This window comes from Fulvivirga sedimenti (genome assembly GCF_020328055.1).
In genome coordinates, this window is record NZ_JAIXNE010000004.1 from 1,177,864 (window position 1) to 1,194,015 (window position 16,152).

Here is a 16,152-nt window from a genome sequence, read left to right on the forward strand (position 1 = left end):
AGGATTTCTTTCTTCAGCCGAACCGTTCACAGCATGTTACGTGTTAGTAATGGCGGAAAACGTATATTTGGGAAAATTTTTGGAAAAAATTTAAACGTTTAAAATGAGAAGTAATTTAATGAAAGTGGTGGTTAGCCTGCTGATTTTCATATCAGTTTCTACCACAGGAATGTCGCAGGAACAGTATTCTGAAGGCGGTACCCCGCAAAACTGGTTTGTACTGGATCCTGCGAAGGATAAGGTTCAGGGATTGAGTGTGGATGAAGCTTATAGTTTCCTGAAAGAAAAAAAGCGCGAGTCAAAATCTGTGATTGTAGCAGTAATTGATTCAGGTGTGGATATTGATCATGAAGATCTGCAGGGAAAGATATGGATCAATGAGGATGAAATTGAAGGGAACGGAATCGATGACGATAACAATGGTTACATTGATGACCGGTATGGCTGGAATTTCATTGGCGGTGCCGACGGAAATGTGGAGCAGGATACGCATGAAATGACTCGTGAATATGTACGCCTCTCTGAAAAATTCGGTGATATCGATGAAAAATCTGTAAAGAAGAAAGACCGCGCAGAGTATGATTATTTTCTCAAGGTAAAGAAGGACTTTGAAGAAACATATGAAAAGGCTGCATCACAATATGCTTTTTACAATGGATTGTATAAGAACGTAGTGCGTTACAATAACCTGTTGAAAGCCTATCTCGACGTTGATACATTGAGTCTGAATGACCTGAGAGGCATCCGGTCTCAGGATTCCACGATTTTGGAGGCAAGAAACCTGGTTGGGATGATCTTCCAGCAGGTTGGCGAAGATGTAAACTTCGAAGACATCGCTGTTGAACTTGAAGGTGCTGTAAAATATTTCGGTGATCAGGTAAACTATGCTTACAATACCGACTTTGATCCGCGCACGATCGTAGGTGATAATTATTCAGACCCGAACGAGCGCATTTACGGCAATAACGATGTAAAAGGTCATGATCCCAGCCATGGTACGCACGTTTCAGGCATCATCGCGGCCAACCGTGATAATGATCTGGGAATCCAGGGTATCGCGGAGAATGCAAAAATTATGGTGGTTCGCGCAGTACCAGATGGCGACGAGCGGGACAAGGACGTTGCAAATGCCATCCGGTATGCGGTAGACAACGGTGCCAGTATCATCAATATGAGTTTTGGGAAATCTTATTCCCCTCAGAAGGAAGTGGTGGATGCAGCAATCAAATATGCCGAATCGAAGGGAGTACTGATGGTTCATGCAGCAGGGAACAGCTCGAAAAATATTGATAAATCGGACAATTACCCGTCGCGGAATTTTAATGATGGAAAGTCGGCCGGAAACTGGCTGGAGATTGGTGCATCGGCTGCCGGGGACAACAGTGATTTTGTGGGTAATTTTTCGAATTTCGGAAAGAAGACCATGGATGTATTTGCACCCGGTGTAAATATTTATTCCACTACCCCCGATAATTCTTATGAAAGTTATAATGGAACCAGTATGGCCGCTCCTTCCACAGCGGGTGTAGCAGCAATGCTGATGTCATACTATCCTGACCTCACTGCAACACAGGTTCGTGATATTCTGAACAAATCCTCCAGAAAATTTGATAACCTGAAAGTGAAAAGACCCGGTTCCGAGGAATTGGTGGACTTTTCTGAACTTTCCATCAGCGGTGGTCTTATCAATGCGTATGAGGCCGTTAAAATGGCGGAAACGCTTACCATTGGCAAGAAGGATTAATTTGTATATTGTAACCTAAAAGGTAAACTATGTATTCAATTTTAACGCATACCCATTCAGGACTCAGGTGGATCGTTCTTATCACCCTTTTGATCGCAATTGGTAATGCAATTGGAAAGACCAATGGAAACAGACCATTCCTGCGAAGTGATAAAAGGCTGTCATTAATGGCACTCGTTTTCACACACCTGCAATTGGTGCTTGGCCTGATTCTTTACTTCATCAGCCCTAAAGTTGTGTTCTCGGTTGAATCAATGAGTAATGACATACTCAGATTTTTCCTGGTCGAGCATATATTCATTATGATCCTCGCCGTCCTGCTGATAACCATCGGTTACAGCAGGTCGAAACGCGCCATCGATGAAGGCAAGAAATTCCGGAATATACTGGTATTTTATCTTCTTGGTTTGCTGTTGATTCTCGCAGGGATCCCATGGCCATTCCAGGATTATGGTACCGCATGGTTTTAAAGAAAAGGCTACCCCACAAGGGTGGCCTTTTTTTATAATCGAATCACTTATGCGACCCCCGTTTTACAGGGGTCGTTCTATAGGACGGTCATTTTCTCACATATGCGACCCCCGCTATCGCAGGGGTCGTTTTGCTTTACGATGATTTACTCACTTATGCGACCCCCGTTCCACAGGGGTCGTTCTGTTTTATGATCATTTGCTCACATATTCGACCCCCGTTTTACAGGGGTCGACTTGTATTGCACCAAAATAATGTTGGAATTTCTGAGATAACACATAGTCACGGGTGGGCCACATCTGTGTGTCGCGTTGCATAAATTAAACCGACCCCTGAACTAGAGGAGTGGATTTGAAAGAATAAAACGGTCAAGAGTCTAATGCCAACCGTGGTAATTGACCCATGCGTGAGCGTGGGTCACATATGTGAGATATATGGCATTCAGTCAATCGACCCCTGCGGAGCGGGCGGTCGCATAAAAAACCTGCAACCCTTCAATTATTCATTCTTTCAAAGCAGCTTTTCGCCGTGCCGCTTGTTCCTGAGAGGAAAGTCCGGTTTCATTCCTAAGTACGGCCCTCTCCCATTCACCATACATCGGATTGGGCAACATGACAAAGCTATTGAGCAATTCCTGGCGGTACTGATCCACCAGGCCCTTCCCGTAATCAGCTCCCCGTGCATCAAATACCTGGTTGAAATCGGTAAGATTATCGCCCACATACAGCAATATTTCATGGGAGTCCTGTACCCGTTTCCGACGTTCAGTCTTATCGGAGCTGGCCGACCGGAGAAGTACGTGTTCATCCGTAACCTGCGGAAAACCCAGTTCTTTCAGGTTCTCCATTGTTGACTTCTGCTCAGTTGTTTTTCGGTTGGAAATATAAAAGACATCAATGCCCTTGCTCCTCACAAACGCAACAAACTCCAGGGCTCCGGGAAGGGCCTCTGCCCTGGCCTGATCTGTCCAGTCCTTCCAGGTGGAGGAGGAATACGTCCTGCCATTATGAATGAGCCAGGCCTGGTACGGACTGTTATCCAGCAGTGTTTCATCAATATCAAATACGATTGCCGGATTGTCATAATTCTGAAGGGCCAGTTTCTTTTCGAGGATCATCCGGCCATATTGATATGCCTGGTAATACGCGGCTCTCATCTCTGCAGATGTCTGAAACCATAATGTGGCTCCCATGCCCTGTTCGGCCAGTGCCTGCTCATAGGGATCAGATGATGTGGCGACCTTGCTGCTCCCGCACGAAAAGAACACAATACTCGCAAAAAGGATAATCGAAGGTAAATTTGTAACTTTCATGTATGATTCGGATTAGTCTTTTGATGCTGTTGGTGCTTCTGGGAATTCAAGGGTTTAGCCAGGTTGAACATAATTTCAAAATGGATCCTGAAAACACCGATTGTCACCTTATCAAAAACGAAGATAAGACTCCGGATGAACTTATTTCGGAAATTACGTCAAGAACATTCCGTTATGTACAGCGCATCAACATTTCGCGGTACCGGTCACCCAGATCACTTTACTACTACAGCTGTGATGGCCAGTCGGGTTACATTATTGCCGTCATCAATGAATCTGAATCGGTTCTCTTCACAGACATACAGCGTACCACCTGGGACGAGATGCTGGAGACCCGCGATATACTTGAATATTATAACGGGCAGTTTCTGAAGAACCATTCCCCTTTTACGGGTAAACCCGGGTAGCAATTACTGCAGAAAAAGATGGGCAAGCTGCTAAAGGGAATCGTTGGTATGACGTCTATCTGAATAACAAAAAAAGCCCCGGAAGAACCGGGGCTGGGAAATCAACAGTTTCAACTGTCAGAAATGACTATTGCAAAATCAGGGGAAAGGTCACATCCACATCCGTCTCACCATCAGCCGATGTGCTGGTGGCGGTTTTCAACCCGGGCTGGTGCTTCAACACAACCCGGAATGTTCCTGTCGATGCAACATCACTGGTCGTCCATGAGGTTAGAAGTCCCAGTGGAAGGCCATTGGTATCCTCATCATCATAATTAACGGCATCCGCTCTGCTGTCGATGTTACCATTGCCATCAGGGTTTGCGAACACGGTTTCTGAGAATCCAAAGAAGATCATGTGTTCATCCGCTTCTTCGCTTACCTCCTCTGTGATATCCTCAGCAGGTGTCTCGAGGGTATTGAAAAACTCGATTGAAAGCGAATATGACTTTGAAGCATCCAGGACAACATCATCCACCGTAGGTGCATTTCCACCTTCGCCATCTGCATCCAGCCATTCCGCCGTTACCACATCACCCGCATCCTGGGTATTAGTGAAGGTAAGCAATACCTGGGTGATCTCTTCCTCTACGTTTTCCACTGGCGGAACATCATCGTCGCCACAGCCGGTGAATGCAAACAACATAACTGAGAGTACGAAAAATGAAATGAGTCTTGTCATAGTTTTTAAATTTTTGACAAAACTATTCAATATGCAACATTGTTGCAAGTAGAATTAAAAATTATATGTCAATTTAATGTGCAGGTTTATTCCGGCCTGGTCGGCAAAGTATCGAAATGAATCTGTATTGAGCCTGTAGGACTGGTTCAGCAGATTCTGAACCTGAAGGGAGTAATCGAATCGGTTCCATTTTCCGAAGATACCCGCACTCACAAGCATTACCCCATCCGGCGTTTCTGTAAAATCAAAATTGCCTTCGGAAACTTCGGGAGGATTTCCCTCCAGAAAATCACTTACCGGGATAACATCCGGCGCCATGAACTGCCGGAACAAATAGGTAAATCCGGCTTTGAACTTCAGGTCATGCTCACTCCCGAATGAGGGTGAATAAACCAGGTTGTAATCAATACGTACCGGCGGCATCTCCACAAAATAATCCTGTTTCGAAACGTCCCTCGCATAAAGAAAACTACCTTTCGCCTCGCTCATCCATTCACTGCTATGAGTAAACCGAGTGGTAAAATCGATACCTGCCAGCATGGCGTCGGTTTGTTCATAAACAAAAAACGGGAAGGCGCCTCGAACCGTCAGGGTGATCCCGGCCGGTGTGGCATAAATAAAATTTCGGATATAATTCACGTAACCAGTAATCTCCATTTCGGTAGAACCTTTAGAACGCGTGAAGGTATTTACCCATTTGTAACCGATCTCAGAAAAAATATCCTTTTCATTTTCATCCAGGATCACGTCTGTATCGATGGTCCCGTCTTCCTGTCTCTCATATCGGAATAGGCCGTATTCAATACTTGCCTGATGCTTACCAAAAACATATAACTCAAAGACATTGGGGGGGCGCCAGGCAGTTCCAATATTACTCCTGAAATTCCAGTTACTACTGAGCTTTCGGTACCACCCCGCGGTGGCAGAAAAATTCTGGAAACTCAGCGTACTTGCATAAACCGAATTATCCTGTTCCCTTCCCCGAACCGAAACGTACTGGTAGTCATAGCGAATGCCAAAATCAAATTCATTTTGCCCCTTCGACAATGATTCAATCAGATAAATTCCGAATCTGTTCAGGTTGTAATTCGGTATAAAGTTCACGGTATTCGTGCCCGGAATGTTATTATTATCCTGGTATGTCCATTGCATACCCATCCGTCCCTCAAAGGCACCTACCGACGGGTGCAGCCAGTCGATATCCAGGCTATTGCTAAAAAGTTCCAGGTCGATGGACGGACGTTCATTCAATACTCCCCTTCTTACATCATATTCCTGGCGGAGGTTCCGCTGAAAAGCGTACGTAATTTCGAGGAGTTGGTCCTTCCCGTGGATCTGGCCATTGAGCTTCACCATATCATGGTCGACACGCTGCCTCGGGTTGTTAATCTCATAGGAGAAGGGATCTACAATCAGGGGGACATCACTCTCGATAGCATTGTTCAAATCTTCCAGGCTACCAGTAACGGAGCTCCGTAATACGCCCAGCTCCTGGCTGAAGTGACTGTAAAGCAGGCGTAAATCAAAATTCGGACGGTGATAGCGAATCCCTCCAGCTGCGGTCCATTCCCGCTTACCGGTATTGGTGAGCATGTAGTCCGGTGCTCTCCGGTCACCTTGCAGCGTATAACCTCCCTGCGCCATCCATGAAATACGTTCACCACCCTGTCTGATCTCCCCATTGGCTTCCACTCCCCTTCCATTGGACTGATACTGCATCCCAATCTTACCCTTTAATTTCTCATGGAGTTCCATGGTCGGTCCGTTTAGGAGAATTACTCCTCCCAATGCTTCCGGACCATAACGAACGGTTCCGGCACCTTTTACAACAGAAACGCTTGTCGCCAGTTCAGGGTCAATTTCCGGGGCATGTTCCTGCCCCCAATTCTGGAATTCGTGGCGGACGCCATTATTAATGATTACAACCCTGTTACTATGGAGTCCGTGTATCATGGGCTTTGAAATATTCTGACCCGTGGAAATGCTGCTAACCCCGCTGATGTTTGCCGTGAGATCCGCCAGGTTACCTGTATTCAATTCTTCATAATCCCGCCCATCGATGGACTGTGAGGAAATGGATTGCACATATTCCTCCAGTTTATCAGCTTCAACAACCACACTTTGGAGGGTATACGCATCAGGAGCCAGAAATATCTCAGGAAGCTCATGATGAACATCATGATGATGAATCACTTGTTTATACCCCACATAGGTAAAAATCAGATCGAATTCGGTTTTACAAATATTTTCAATCCTGAAATATCCTTTCTCGTTTGTTGAGGCTCCCTTATTTGTGCCATCAATATGTACGTTGGCAAATGGAAGCGGTTCACGCGAAGAAAGGTCATAAACGGTACCCTCCACCACATAATCACACTTATCCTGTGCAATGGCAGAGGCAACATTCAATAGCAAACACAACAGTATGATGAACCGCATGGTGCAAAAATAGCAATTGTGCAACTGTGTTGCATTACTATTTTTTTGATTTTCGATCGTCGGTTGATTCAGGTTTCGAGCGGGGCTTCTGAGCAGGTTTTACCGGGGCTGGTTTCTTTTGGTCAGGTCCGGCACCCGGTTCCCAGGATCGGATATGCAGATCCCGTTGCGGGAATGGGATTTCAATTTTTGCTTTGGCAAGTGCATCGTAGACTTCGGTTAAAATTTCGCTCCGCGTTGCAAGCCAGCTATCAATATCGGAAGTCCAGAATAAAACCCTGAAATCAAGCGAACTATCTCCAAATCCATCAAAGAGAACCATTGGTTTCGGAAGTTTTAAAATTTTATCATGATCTGCCACCACTGCGGCCAGTACTTCAATAGTTTTTGTGGCATCTGAACCATATGCCACACCTACACGTACTTCTGCACGTCGATGTTTATTGCTTAGTGTCCAGTTCACGACCGAATTGGAAATCAAATCCCCATTAGGGACAATGACCTCTGCTCCGTCATAAGTTTTGATCACACTGGAACGAATACCGATGTCCTTCACTATTCCCATCGTCTGCTGAACCTCCACAATATCTCCCGACTGAATGGGACGTTCGAAAATGAGAATCAGACCAGAAATGAGGTTATTAACTATATTTTGCAGACCGAATCCAATACCAACACTCAGTGCTCCCAGAATGATTGTAATTTTATCCAATGGAATGCCGGACACCGCAAGTGCCAGCAAAAAGCCAAGTGTTATGATGAAAAACCGAAGTATAACTGAAAGGTTGGCCGTTCTTTTCTGACTTCGGTAAAACGACTTATCTTCAGATAGGAATTTTATTGTGGAAGATAAATTTGTGGAAATCAGAAGGACAATAACGAACAGGGCAATACCACCTACGGTAAATGTCAGTTCACCAATTGTCCGATCTGTAGTGAGAAATAGCTCAATACTCGCCTTAATGTCCGCGTAAACATTAAAATTACGCAGGAAGGCAATTATAAATAATATGAATAGTAAGAAATAAATACGGTTATGCCATTTTTCCCAGAAGTCATTCAGCTTCGCCGTGTCACTTGAAAGACGCTGGAAATAGGGTCGTCTTCGAAGAAATTCAATAAGCTGATCCATCCAGCTGGCCAAATAAATCAATACCATTGCAATAGCCAGGGTCTCACCCACACCATTTATCAGGATCCTTCCTAATGTGGGCCTGTTGATGAAAACAAAAACCAATCCCGATACAGATATGCAGCTCAGGATCCAGTTAAATACTTTTATCCAGTTCCATCGGATTTGAAAGTACTTTCTTACCGAACTCGTGAGAAGAACATAGGTAAATACCCCCGAACAAAATATCAGAATAAAACTTGAATATCCGGAAACTGGCAACAGGAGGTTTTGAAACTTGAGAATTAGAAAAGCAAGAAAAAATACCAGGTAGCGCCTCAGCATATCCCGCTCCATTGTTTTTCTTAACAAAAACAGGAAAGGAAAATATGTTGACAGAATGACAAAGTCATACATAAGTGTCGTTGTCGGTGGCATAATCACGGGAAAAAGCGCTCCACCAAATACTGCTGCCGTGGCAAGCGGACTTAAATACAAACTTGTGAATTCATCCTCTGCATCTTCCTTTCTTTCTACGCTTCTGATTTTTCGTATTGAGTACCATATAATAACCAGGCAGATAATCAGAATTCCGGTCCTCGAACTATTATCCCGAAAGAATCCAACAATCCTCCAGACGGTGTTACGCACCGTGGAGGACATATTCTGAGATCCTTCACCCGATAATGAAAACTTCCATGTACCTGATTCTCTTTTCGTCACATTACTCCAATACTCACGCAGGTACAACCGAAGAGACTCAATCCGATTCAATGTTTTTGCATAATCCTGGGAAACCGTATATTCCAGGTTCAGAATTTCTTCCAGCTTTTGATCAACCCGTTCACTTAGGCTATCAGCCTTGTCAATAATAGGAACAAACCGGTTGTTGTAATAATCAAGTTCCCGCTGATTCAGCCCTGTAACATTCACCGCCATCTGCTTTTTCATCCTGGCAATATCGATCTTGTAATTACTCAACTGTTTTGTTAGGGCAGTGAGTTGATTCTGCCAGGTATTCAGTTCATTGTGCCGCCGTTCAAAAATGATGATCAGATCATTAACTCTACTAAGACTCAATTCGGTTACAGAGGCGCTGTCAATGGTAAAATATTTGTTAAGCTGTTCGTGTAGAATGTTGAAATCCTGCCGGATACGTTCTGTCTTGAAATCAGAGGCTAGGGCCCTGCTTATTTCACGCAGCTTCTGGGAGCCTTCTTCATATGCAATAATTAAATCCGAAGCTGTCTTCGGTCCGGGAACACTGGAAAGCGAATCCGCTTTTTGAGAAAACGAATTTTGAAATAGAAAGAACAGAGAAAGAACAATGAGTATTATTGCCCGCATAGGTAAATCGTGATGTCCGTTCAAATTACATGGTTTAGAAGTAAAAGCCAATACTTACAAAACTATTCCAGGAATTTGAACCATTAACATGGGCGATTCCTGCTGATACCGGACCCAGAATTGTGACGTAGGATGCCATCACACCGTAACTCCATATTTCATGCTTACCATCCGGAAAATCATAATTGCCGTCCTCCGTATCGCCGTAGAACCATTTCATGGGATAGAGCGCGTTGGCATACTGACTAACCACCTGCAGATATAAATTAGAGATGGGTTGATACTGTATGGAAATCTCGTTGTAATACATGTGATCACTTATATACATAAGCTGTTCGGAGCCCCAAAGCTGCCAGCTGTTTCGAAGCTGCGGACGGAATCCACCTACGAATTGCTGGTCGTTAATGAAAGGAATTATACCTATAAGGGGGTTCGACCTGTCGATAAAATTCATGACCATCGCATTCTTAAGTCCAATTGAAAATTTGGAGGAAAGAAGCCAGTGATTTTCCTGATGAATTTCGAATGTCAGGAAATTTTCTATATCAAGTGGAAGTTCCACTGTTCCCAGCGAATCACTTAATTCAATGTTGTATCGTTTTGGAAAAGAGTATTTTATATATCCACCATAGACAGCACCTTTTGTTGGAAAATACCGGGCATTCAACGAATTGTAGTCAGCAAAAGTCTGTACGCTATAACTGCGCCAGTCAAATCTGTTCAAAAAACGCAGTTCCTCTCCGGCTACTTCCGGCTTGAGGAGGGAGGATTCGTACTGAAAGAGACCGCCCCATTGATAATTTCGTCGTTTGGAATTTATTATTGTAAAATAGGGATTCAGGTAACGATTCCGGAAAATGCCCTCCTGACGGTCGTCTGAATCTACGATGGGCACGTCACTGCTGCGGTAATTTATTCCGGCCTTAGCAATCCAGTTTTGCCGTGCCCCCATATACTTCAGGAAGTTGGCATCACCGCGGGGATTTTCAGCCAAATCAAACTCGAGCACAAGCCGACTCGCAGGCAGAAGGTTCCGCTTTGTAAAATTCAGATTGATTCCCGCCCCATTTTCATTGTCATAATGGAGGGCCAGTTTGATCTGCGCCTGTGGTGCCTCTTCCACGGTAAGTATTAAATCATACTCATCTCCGTTGGGCATCATTTCATAGACCACTTTATCAAAATTCCTGGATCCGAACAGGACGTCTACACGATCATCAATATAACCAATTGATACAGTTGAGCCTTCGTCAATCCGCAGTCTTCCTTTTACATAGCTGTCGGGTGTATGGATATTATTTCGAATGATAATATTTGCTATCCTGAACGAATCTGGTCGGACAGGAATCAGTTCATTAACATCGAATGGAACGAGTCCGAGCGAATCCGCCAGGGCCCTGAGTGCCGGCCGGGCTGCTTCTGCCGCGGCTTCACCGCTCCGGATAATGGCCGGCGTATCTTCAAATCCCATAGTGCTGAATGATGAAATATCAGGTTCAATCAACAGGTCGCACTTTTTCATTTGCTCCTCAGAATCCAGTGCGCTCATAACAAAGGCGGATTGAGAAAGGACGTCCACCGCAGATTTAAGTTCTTCCTTCTTCAGAAGACCTCCACTTACAAAAACACCAATGATAATATCTGCTCCCATTTCCTGGCACTCCGGAACGGGAAAATTGCGAACCAGTCCCCCATCAACCAACAAGGTATCATTCCGTTCAACCGGGGTGAATATCGAAGGAATGGCCATACTAGCCCTAATAGCCATCGGAAGGGATCCGCTGCGCATCACAACAGGTTGTCCGGTAGCAATGTCGGTACCCACGCACGCAAAGGGAATAGGAAGTTCATTAAAATCGTTGATATGATGCACATGGCGTGTGAGTTTGGACAGCAGCTCAGACAAACGCTGACCGTCGATCAGTCCCTGCGGTAACTCGATCTTCCCCTTTTTTAATCCCAGTTCAATCAGGTAACGCTCGTAATAGGCCTTTTCCTGATAATTGATCTGATTCATCGAGGTATTATTGCTCAGCAACTCATCCCAGTTGATGGCAAGGGCAATTTCCTCAATTTCAGAGGCCGTATAACCAGCAGCATACAAACCACCAACCACACTTCCCATGCTCGTCCCCGTTATATAATCCGGCCTGATACCCAGGCTTTCAAGTTCTTTAAGTATGCCAATATGGGCCATTCCCTTGGCGCCACCCCCACTCAACACCAACCCGATTTTTGGTCTTTCTGCAGACTGAGCAAATAACCCGCCGACAGTGAGGGTAAGCAGGATCAGGAAAGACATAAATTTCATAACATCAAAATATTTTGGACTAGTAAGATACAATCACTAAACATAATAATTTCATTCAGGTTGAGTGATTCTTCCAAAAATTCAACCAATTCATGAAAGAGGCTTGTTTTTACCATTAATTCTTATGTTCTTCTGAAAATTTTCAAAACTCCCCAACCATCATATCTTGTCATGTACACTTCTAAACGACTGTTCACTTTACTTTTACTTACATTTTGCTTTTCCTGTGGTCAGCAGGATCAACAGTCCGACGTCGCGGAAGCACCCCCGGAAGGCGGGATTCCCCCGGAAATGGTGAAAATGGCGGCATTGGATCAGGAAAGGGGACTCCGCCTGAAAACAGAAAATGCAACGCCAGGCTATATATTATTTTCCTCCCTTACCAGTTCCGACGTATATCTTATCGATCTGGATGGCAAGGTAGTCCATGAATGGAAAACGAACTTTGGACTCGGTTCCCATTATCTGATGGAAGATGGCCGTTTATATGTGCACAGTCGGGATCCCGAAGCGGTTGTATTTTCCGGCGGGGGTATGGCAGGTCGTGTTCAGGAGTTTAGCTGGGATGGGGAGTTACTATGGGAATACAAACTGGCGAATCAGGACAATCTGATGCACCACGATTTTGCCGTAATGCCCAATGGAAATATCCTGCTCATTGTCTGGGAAAGCAAAACGCCGGAGGAAGCGATGGCGGCTGGCAGAATGCCACACCTGATCCCGAAAGCCGGTGTGTGGCCCGATAAAATAATCGAAGTCAAACCCACCAAACCAAGTGGAGGTGAAATCGTTTGGGAATGGTACGCATGGGACCATATGATTCAGGATGTAAACCCTGATCTCCCGAATTACGGAAAATTAAGCGATCACCCGGAGCGGATCAATATCAACAATGGTGATACTATCCGCCAGCCCGACCCGGAGGAATTTGAACGGGGCAAGGCGCAGGGTCAGTATGCTGCTAATGCGACCATTGATAACATGGGCTCGGATATGTTCCATACCAATGCGATCGACTACAATCCTGAACTCGATCAAATAGTACTTAGTATACCCGATTTTTCTGAAATCTGGATTATTGATCATTCTACAACTACGGAGGAAGCATCGGGCAGTACCGGCGGAAAATCTGGTAAAGGCGGCGACCTCTTGTACCGATGGGGAAATCCGCAGGAATATAACCGCGGGGATACCACGGATCAATACCTTGGATTCGAACATGATGTGCGTTGGATCCTTCCCGGCTATCCGGGTGAAGGTGACCTTACCATCTTTAATAATAACTTCAAGGATGCCGATGGTGAAACTCATTCACAGGTAACTCAAATTACGCCACCCATGGATGCCGATGGGAAATATATTATTCCTGAAAGCGGGCCAATCGGACCTGAAAAACCTACCTGGACCTATACAGCAAATAATGAGGGTGACTATCTTGCAATGTTTATTTCCAGTGCCCACCGTATGAAAAATGGTCATACGCTGATGAACTTCGGGCCGCAGGGCCGGCTGCAGGAAATTACGGAAGACGGTGAGGTTGTCTGGGACTACTGGTCACCCTATATCGGACAGTGGAAACTGCCCGACGGGACACCACCTCAGCCGGTAGGACCGTTCATGTATGCCATTTTCAGGGCTACACACATTCCGGTAGATCATCCGGCAGTCGCAGGTAAGGAACTTCAGCCTATTGATCCACAACCAGCCACGCAGAAGCCTCCGATGTAACGAATGCTGGAAATTCAAGCATAAAAATTCAAAGAACGCATACACCAAATCATTCATTAATCGGGTATATCAAGCCATTAGTTCTTATGCGACCCCCGCTAAAGCAGGGGTCGTTCTTTATTCTGCCAATGTGCTCACTTATTTGACCCCCGCCATCGCAGGGGTCATCCACAAACATCTCTCAAAAAGCAAAATAATAGAAACTCTGCAGACCATAGTTCCACCCCTGAGCGGGTGGTCGCATATGTGAGACAGATCGCATTTGTTAATCCGACCCCTGCGCAGCGGGTGGTCGCATAATATCACGGAGACAACGAAAATAACGACAACAACGACAATATTCTGCACCTGCATTCCCCTTATATTATGTAAACTCAGGGGGTCCAGTGAACCCCAAGTTGAATATTTCTTCCCATTACATTATAGCCATACACCTCGTAATAATCGGTATTCAATAAATTACGAATGTCAGCGAACATACGCATTTTCGCCTTTGGGAATGAATAGGAAACCATCAGGTCCAGTAATGAATACGCGTCAAGATTCACCTGCTCGACTGCGAAATCCCGGAGATTAAAATAAACATCCTTGCGCGACCCAAATAACTGCCAGGCGGCCCGCAATTCAAGACCCGCAACCGGTGAATAGGAAAGCGAAGTGCGCAAAGCATGTTCCGGCTGACGGAGAATTCCATTAAAAACACTATCCTCCTGACTCATTTGCATTTCACCATTGAGCCAGGTATATCCCGCCTTGAACTCCAGTTCAGGCGTGATTCGATATCCGGCCTCTACCTCTGCACCCGTTACATCCTGACGATCGCTGTTCTGATAATCCATGATATAGATGATGATGTTCTCAATACGCCTGTTGAAAACAGCAATACGTATATCAGACTTCTGATCAGCTCGCTGAAATCCTGCCTCCATGCTGCGGCTTTGTTCGGGCTTTAAATTGGGATTTGCTCCAAACTGCCCAAAAAGCTGATTTAATGTAGGTGCCTTAAAGCCTGTGGTATAATTGGCGAAAACCTTCCATACCGGAGTGATCAACCAGCTCGGATTGATACTGTAGGTAGTAAAATTTCCGAATTGAGAATGCCGGTTGAACCGAATACCCCCTTCCAGGGAAAAACCGTTTGCCTGATAGGTAGCCGTAGCGTAGGGAGCAAACAGGCTGGCATCTTCAAATTCTTCATTGGTAATTTCCTGGCGCTGAAATGAAACCCCCGGAAGAATCTGCCATCTGTCGGAAATTCTGTAATGATAGAATCCTTCGAGGTGATCAAAAATGGCAGCGTATTCAAACTTTCCGAAATCCGTATCAAAAACACGATCCGTTTCATTCCGGGCAACCTGAACCTGGAGATCACCCCGTTCACCCCGACTGGTGGCAGTAATACCGTAGCGCATGTTGCGCGCCTCATAAAGATTCACATCCGAGTCGGTAAAGGCGCCGGCATCATAATCACCCTTCATGTCGGTAAACTGAAAAAACCCTTCCAGGCGGGTCTTACTGGTCAACTCAACCCCTGCTTTCACATTTGCCGAATTCTGATTAAACGGATCCTTTTCAAATGCGTCTGTGCCCGTAGTATCCCGTGCTTCTGAAAATCCTTCACTCTGTCGCCGGCTGTATCCGGCTGAATACCTGAACTTGCCTTTGCTTCCCAACAGGCTTACATCCCCGAGGAATTGCCCATAGGTGCCATATGAAAGTAAAACTGAAGGTTCAATTGCCCTTTCCGGGGTTTTGGTAATGATATTGATCACTCCCGCCATAGCATCAGACCCGTACAAAGTCGATTGTGACCCCTTCAAAATTTCGATCCGTTCTATGTTGTTCAGCGACAGAAGCCGCAGATCAAATACGCCATTAACACCTGAGGGATCATAAACTGGTACACCATCAAGTAAAATGAGGGTGTATTGCGCAGAAGCACCCCTAAGATATATGCCCCGGTCTTTCCCGGGATTACTATTGGCACCGTTTACAAACAATCCGGTCTGCTCGTGTAGTAGCTGACCCAGATCCCGCGCACCGGCATTTTCTATCTGATCCTTTGTGATCACATTTATTACTTTACCGGTTTGCGAAGAGGCTTTAGGAAATTTACTTGCGGTAATAACCACTTCACGAAGCTCATCCGTGCGTAATGTGTCATGCTGACCGTAAATGATGTTTGGCGTCAGCCACCAAAAGGCAATACAGGTTATTGCCCAAACCTTTAACTCCTTTTTCATTGCAATAATGGTTAAATGAAACAAAAGGAGTAAAAGAGGGGAATGGGAACAGTCGATTCCATTCACACGCTTTTACCCGAAGCATTGAATAAACATCGTCAGGGCAGGTCTCCTGGCTCTCCCGACTGATACCGCCTTCTCATCCGAAACGGACAATGGCAATGTGGATATCAGCCATCCATGGGATTACAGTAGCGGGAACTGCTCCGGATTCTCACCGGTATTCCCTTTTAAGTCCACCATTGTGGACACCATGACGGTGCAAGTATACGTAAAATATTTCCTCCCGTGTATTTCAGAGTTTTTTAAATATTTTTT

Annotated in this window: 10 protein-coding genes and 1 riboswitch; of the genes, 4 read left to right on the forward strand and 6 right to left on the reverse strand. The window is 45.2% G+C overall.

Going from position 1 to position 16,152, the window contains the following annotated elements:
* Positions 1–103 precede the first annotated feature (103 nt).
* Positions 104–1,744 carry a S8 family peptidase gene (locus LDX50_RS23220; protein WP_225698599.1) on the forward strand — a complete coding sequence of 547 codons (1,641 nt, stop codon included), beginning with the start codon at positions 104–106 and terminating at the stop codon, positions 1,742–1,744.
* Positions 1,745–1,773: 29 nt separating this feature from the next.
* The gene (locus LDX50_RS23225) at positions 1,774–2,214 is read left to right on the forward strand and encodes a cytochrome B (protein WP_225698600.1); all 441 of its coding nucleotides are present in this window, start codon (positions 1,774–1,776) and stop codon (positions 2,212–2,214) included.
* Between the two features lie 503 nt (positions 2,215–2,717).
* Here the strand turns inward: LDX50_RS23225 and LDX50_RS23230 are convergent.
* Positions 2,718–3,527 carry a 5'-nucleotidase, lipoprotein e(P4) family gene (locus LDX50_RS23230; protein ID WP_225698601.1) on the reverse strand — a complete coding sequence of 270 codons (810 nt, stop codon included), beginning with the start codon at positions 3,525–3,527 and terminating at the stop codon, positions 2,718–2,720.
* 2 nt (positions 3,528–3,529) lie between these two features.
* Here LDX50_RS23230 and LDX50_RS23235 point away from each other — a divergent pair, with 2 nt between their 5' ends.
* Positions 3,530–3,934, forward strand: coding sequence for a hypothetical protein (locus tag LDX50_RS23235; protein ID WP_225698602.1), 405 nt, complete (start codon positions 3,530–3,532; stop codon positions 3,932–3,934).
* Positions 3,935–4,061: 127 nt separating this feature from the next.
* On the opposite strand, the gene LDX50_RS23240 is transcribed toward LDX50_RS23235, so the two are convergent.
* The 4 genes from LDX50_RS23240 to LDX50_RS23255 are packed head-to-tail and all read right to left on the reverse strand — an operon-like array spanning position 4,062 to position 11,863.
* Positions 4,062–4,655: a hypothetical protein gene (locus LDX50_RS23240; protein ID WP_225698603.1), complete on the reverse strand. Its 594-nt coding sequence runs from the start codon at positions 4,653–4,655 to the stop codon at positions 4,062–4,064.
* A 54-nt stretch (positions 4,656–4,709) separates the two neighbouring features.
* The gene (locus LDX50_RS23245) at positions 4,710–7,094 is read right to left on the reverse strand and encodes a TonB-dependent receptor (RefSeq protein WP_225698604.1); all 2,385 of its coding nucleotides are present in this window, start codon (positions 7,092–7,094) and stop codon (positions 4,710–4,712) included.
* Between the two features lie 37 nt (positions 7,095–7,131).
* On the reverse strand, positions 7,132–9,552 hold the full coding sequence (locus tag LDX50_RS23250; protein WP_225698605.1) for a mechanosensitive ion channel family protein: 2,421 nt from the start codon (positions 9,550–9,552) through the stop codon (positions 7,132–7,134).
* A gap of 34 nt (positions 9,553–9,586) precedes the next feature.
* Positions 9,587–11,863: a patatin-like phospholipase family protein gene (locus LDX50_RS23255; RefSeq protein ID WP_225698606.1), complete on the reverse strand. Its 2,277-nt coding sequence runs from the start codon at positions 11,861–11,863 to the stop codon at positions 9,587–9,589.
* A gap of 171 nt (positions 11,864–12,034) precedes the next feature.
* Between LDX50_RS23255 and LDX50_RS23260 the strand changes: the two genes are divergently transcribed.
* A complete protein-coding gene (locus LDX50_RS23260) occupies positions 12,035–13,591 on the forward strand; it encodes an aryl-sulfate sulfotransferase (protein ID WP_225698607.1) in 1,557 nt (518 codons plus the stop codon).
* Between the two features lie 374 nt (positions 13,592–13,965).
* On the opposite strand, the gene LDX50_RS23265 is transcribed toward LDX50_RS23260, so the two are convergent.
* Positions 13,966–15,834 carry a TonB-dependent receptor plug domain-containing protein gene (locus LDX50_RS23265; protein WP_225698608.1) on the reverse strand — a complete coding sequence of 623 codons (1,869 nt, stop codon included), beginning with the start codon at positions 15,832–15,834 and terminating at the stop codon, positions 13,966–13,968.
* Positions 15,835–15,919: 85 nt separating this feature from the next.
* Positions 15,920–16,105, reverse strand: a riboswitch (cobalamin riboswitch).
* Positions 16,106–16,152: the final 47 nt, after the last annotated feature.

Bases quoted from the DNA above. Each gene is read 5' to 3' on its own strand.
- LDX50_RS23220 (WP_225698599.1), top strand. From the start codon at position 104: ATGAGAAGTAATTTAATGAAAGTGGTGGTTAGCCTGCTGATTTTCATA.
- LDX50_RS23225 (WP_225698600.1), top strand. From the start codon at position 1,774: ATGTATTCAATTTTAACGCATACCCATTCAGGACTCAGGTGGATCGTT.
- LDX50_RS23230 (WP_225698601.1), bottom strand. From the start codon at position 3,527: ATGAAAGTTACAAATTTACCTTCGATTATCCTTTTTGCGAGTATTGTG.
- LDX50_RS23235 (WP_225698602.1), top strand. From the start codon at position 3,530: ATGATTCGGATTAGTCTTTTGATGCTGTTGGTGCTTCTGGGAATTCAA.
- LDX50_RS23240 (WP_225698603.1), bottom strand. From the start codon at position 4,655: ATGACAAGACTCATTTCATTTTTCGTACTCTCAGTTATGTTGTTTGCA.
- LDX50_RS23245 (WP_225698604.1), bottom strand. From the start codon at position 7,094: ATGCGGTTCATCATACTGTTGTGTTTGCTATTGAATGTTGCCTCTGCC.
- LDX50_RS23250 (WP_225698605.1), bottom strand. From the start codon at position 9,552: ATGCGGGCAATAATACTCATTGTTCTTTCTCTGTTCTTTCTATTTCAA.
- LDX50_RS23255 (WP_225698606.1), bottom strand. From the start codon at position 11,863: ATGAAATTTATGTCTTTCCTGATCCTGCTTACCCTCACTGTCGGCGGG.
- LDX50_RS23260 (WP_225698607.1), top strand. From the start codon at position 12,035: ATGTACACTTCTAAACGACTGTTCACTTTACTTTTACTTACATTTTGC.
- LDX50_RS23265 (WP_225698608.1), bottom strand. From the start codon at position 15,834: ATGAAAAAGGAGTTAAAGGTTTGGGCAATAACCTGTATTGCCTTTTGG.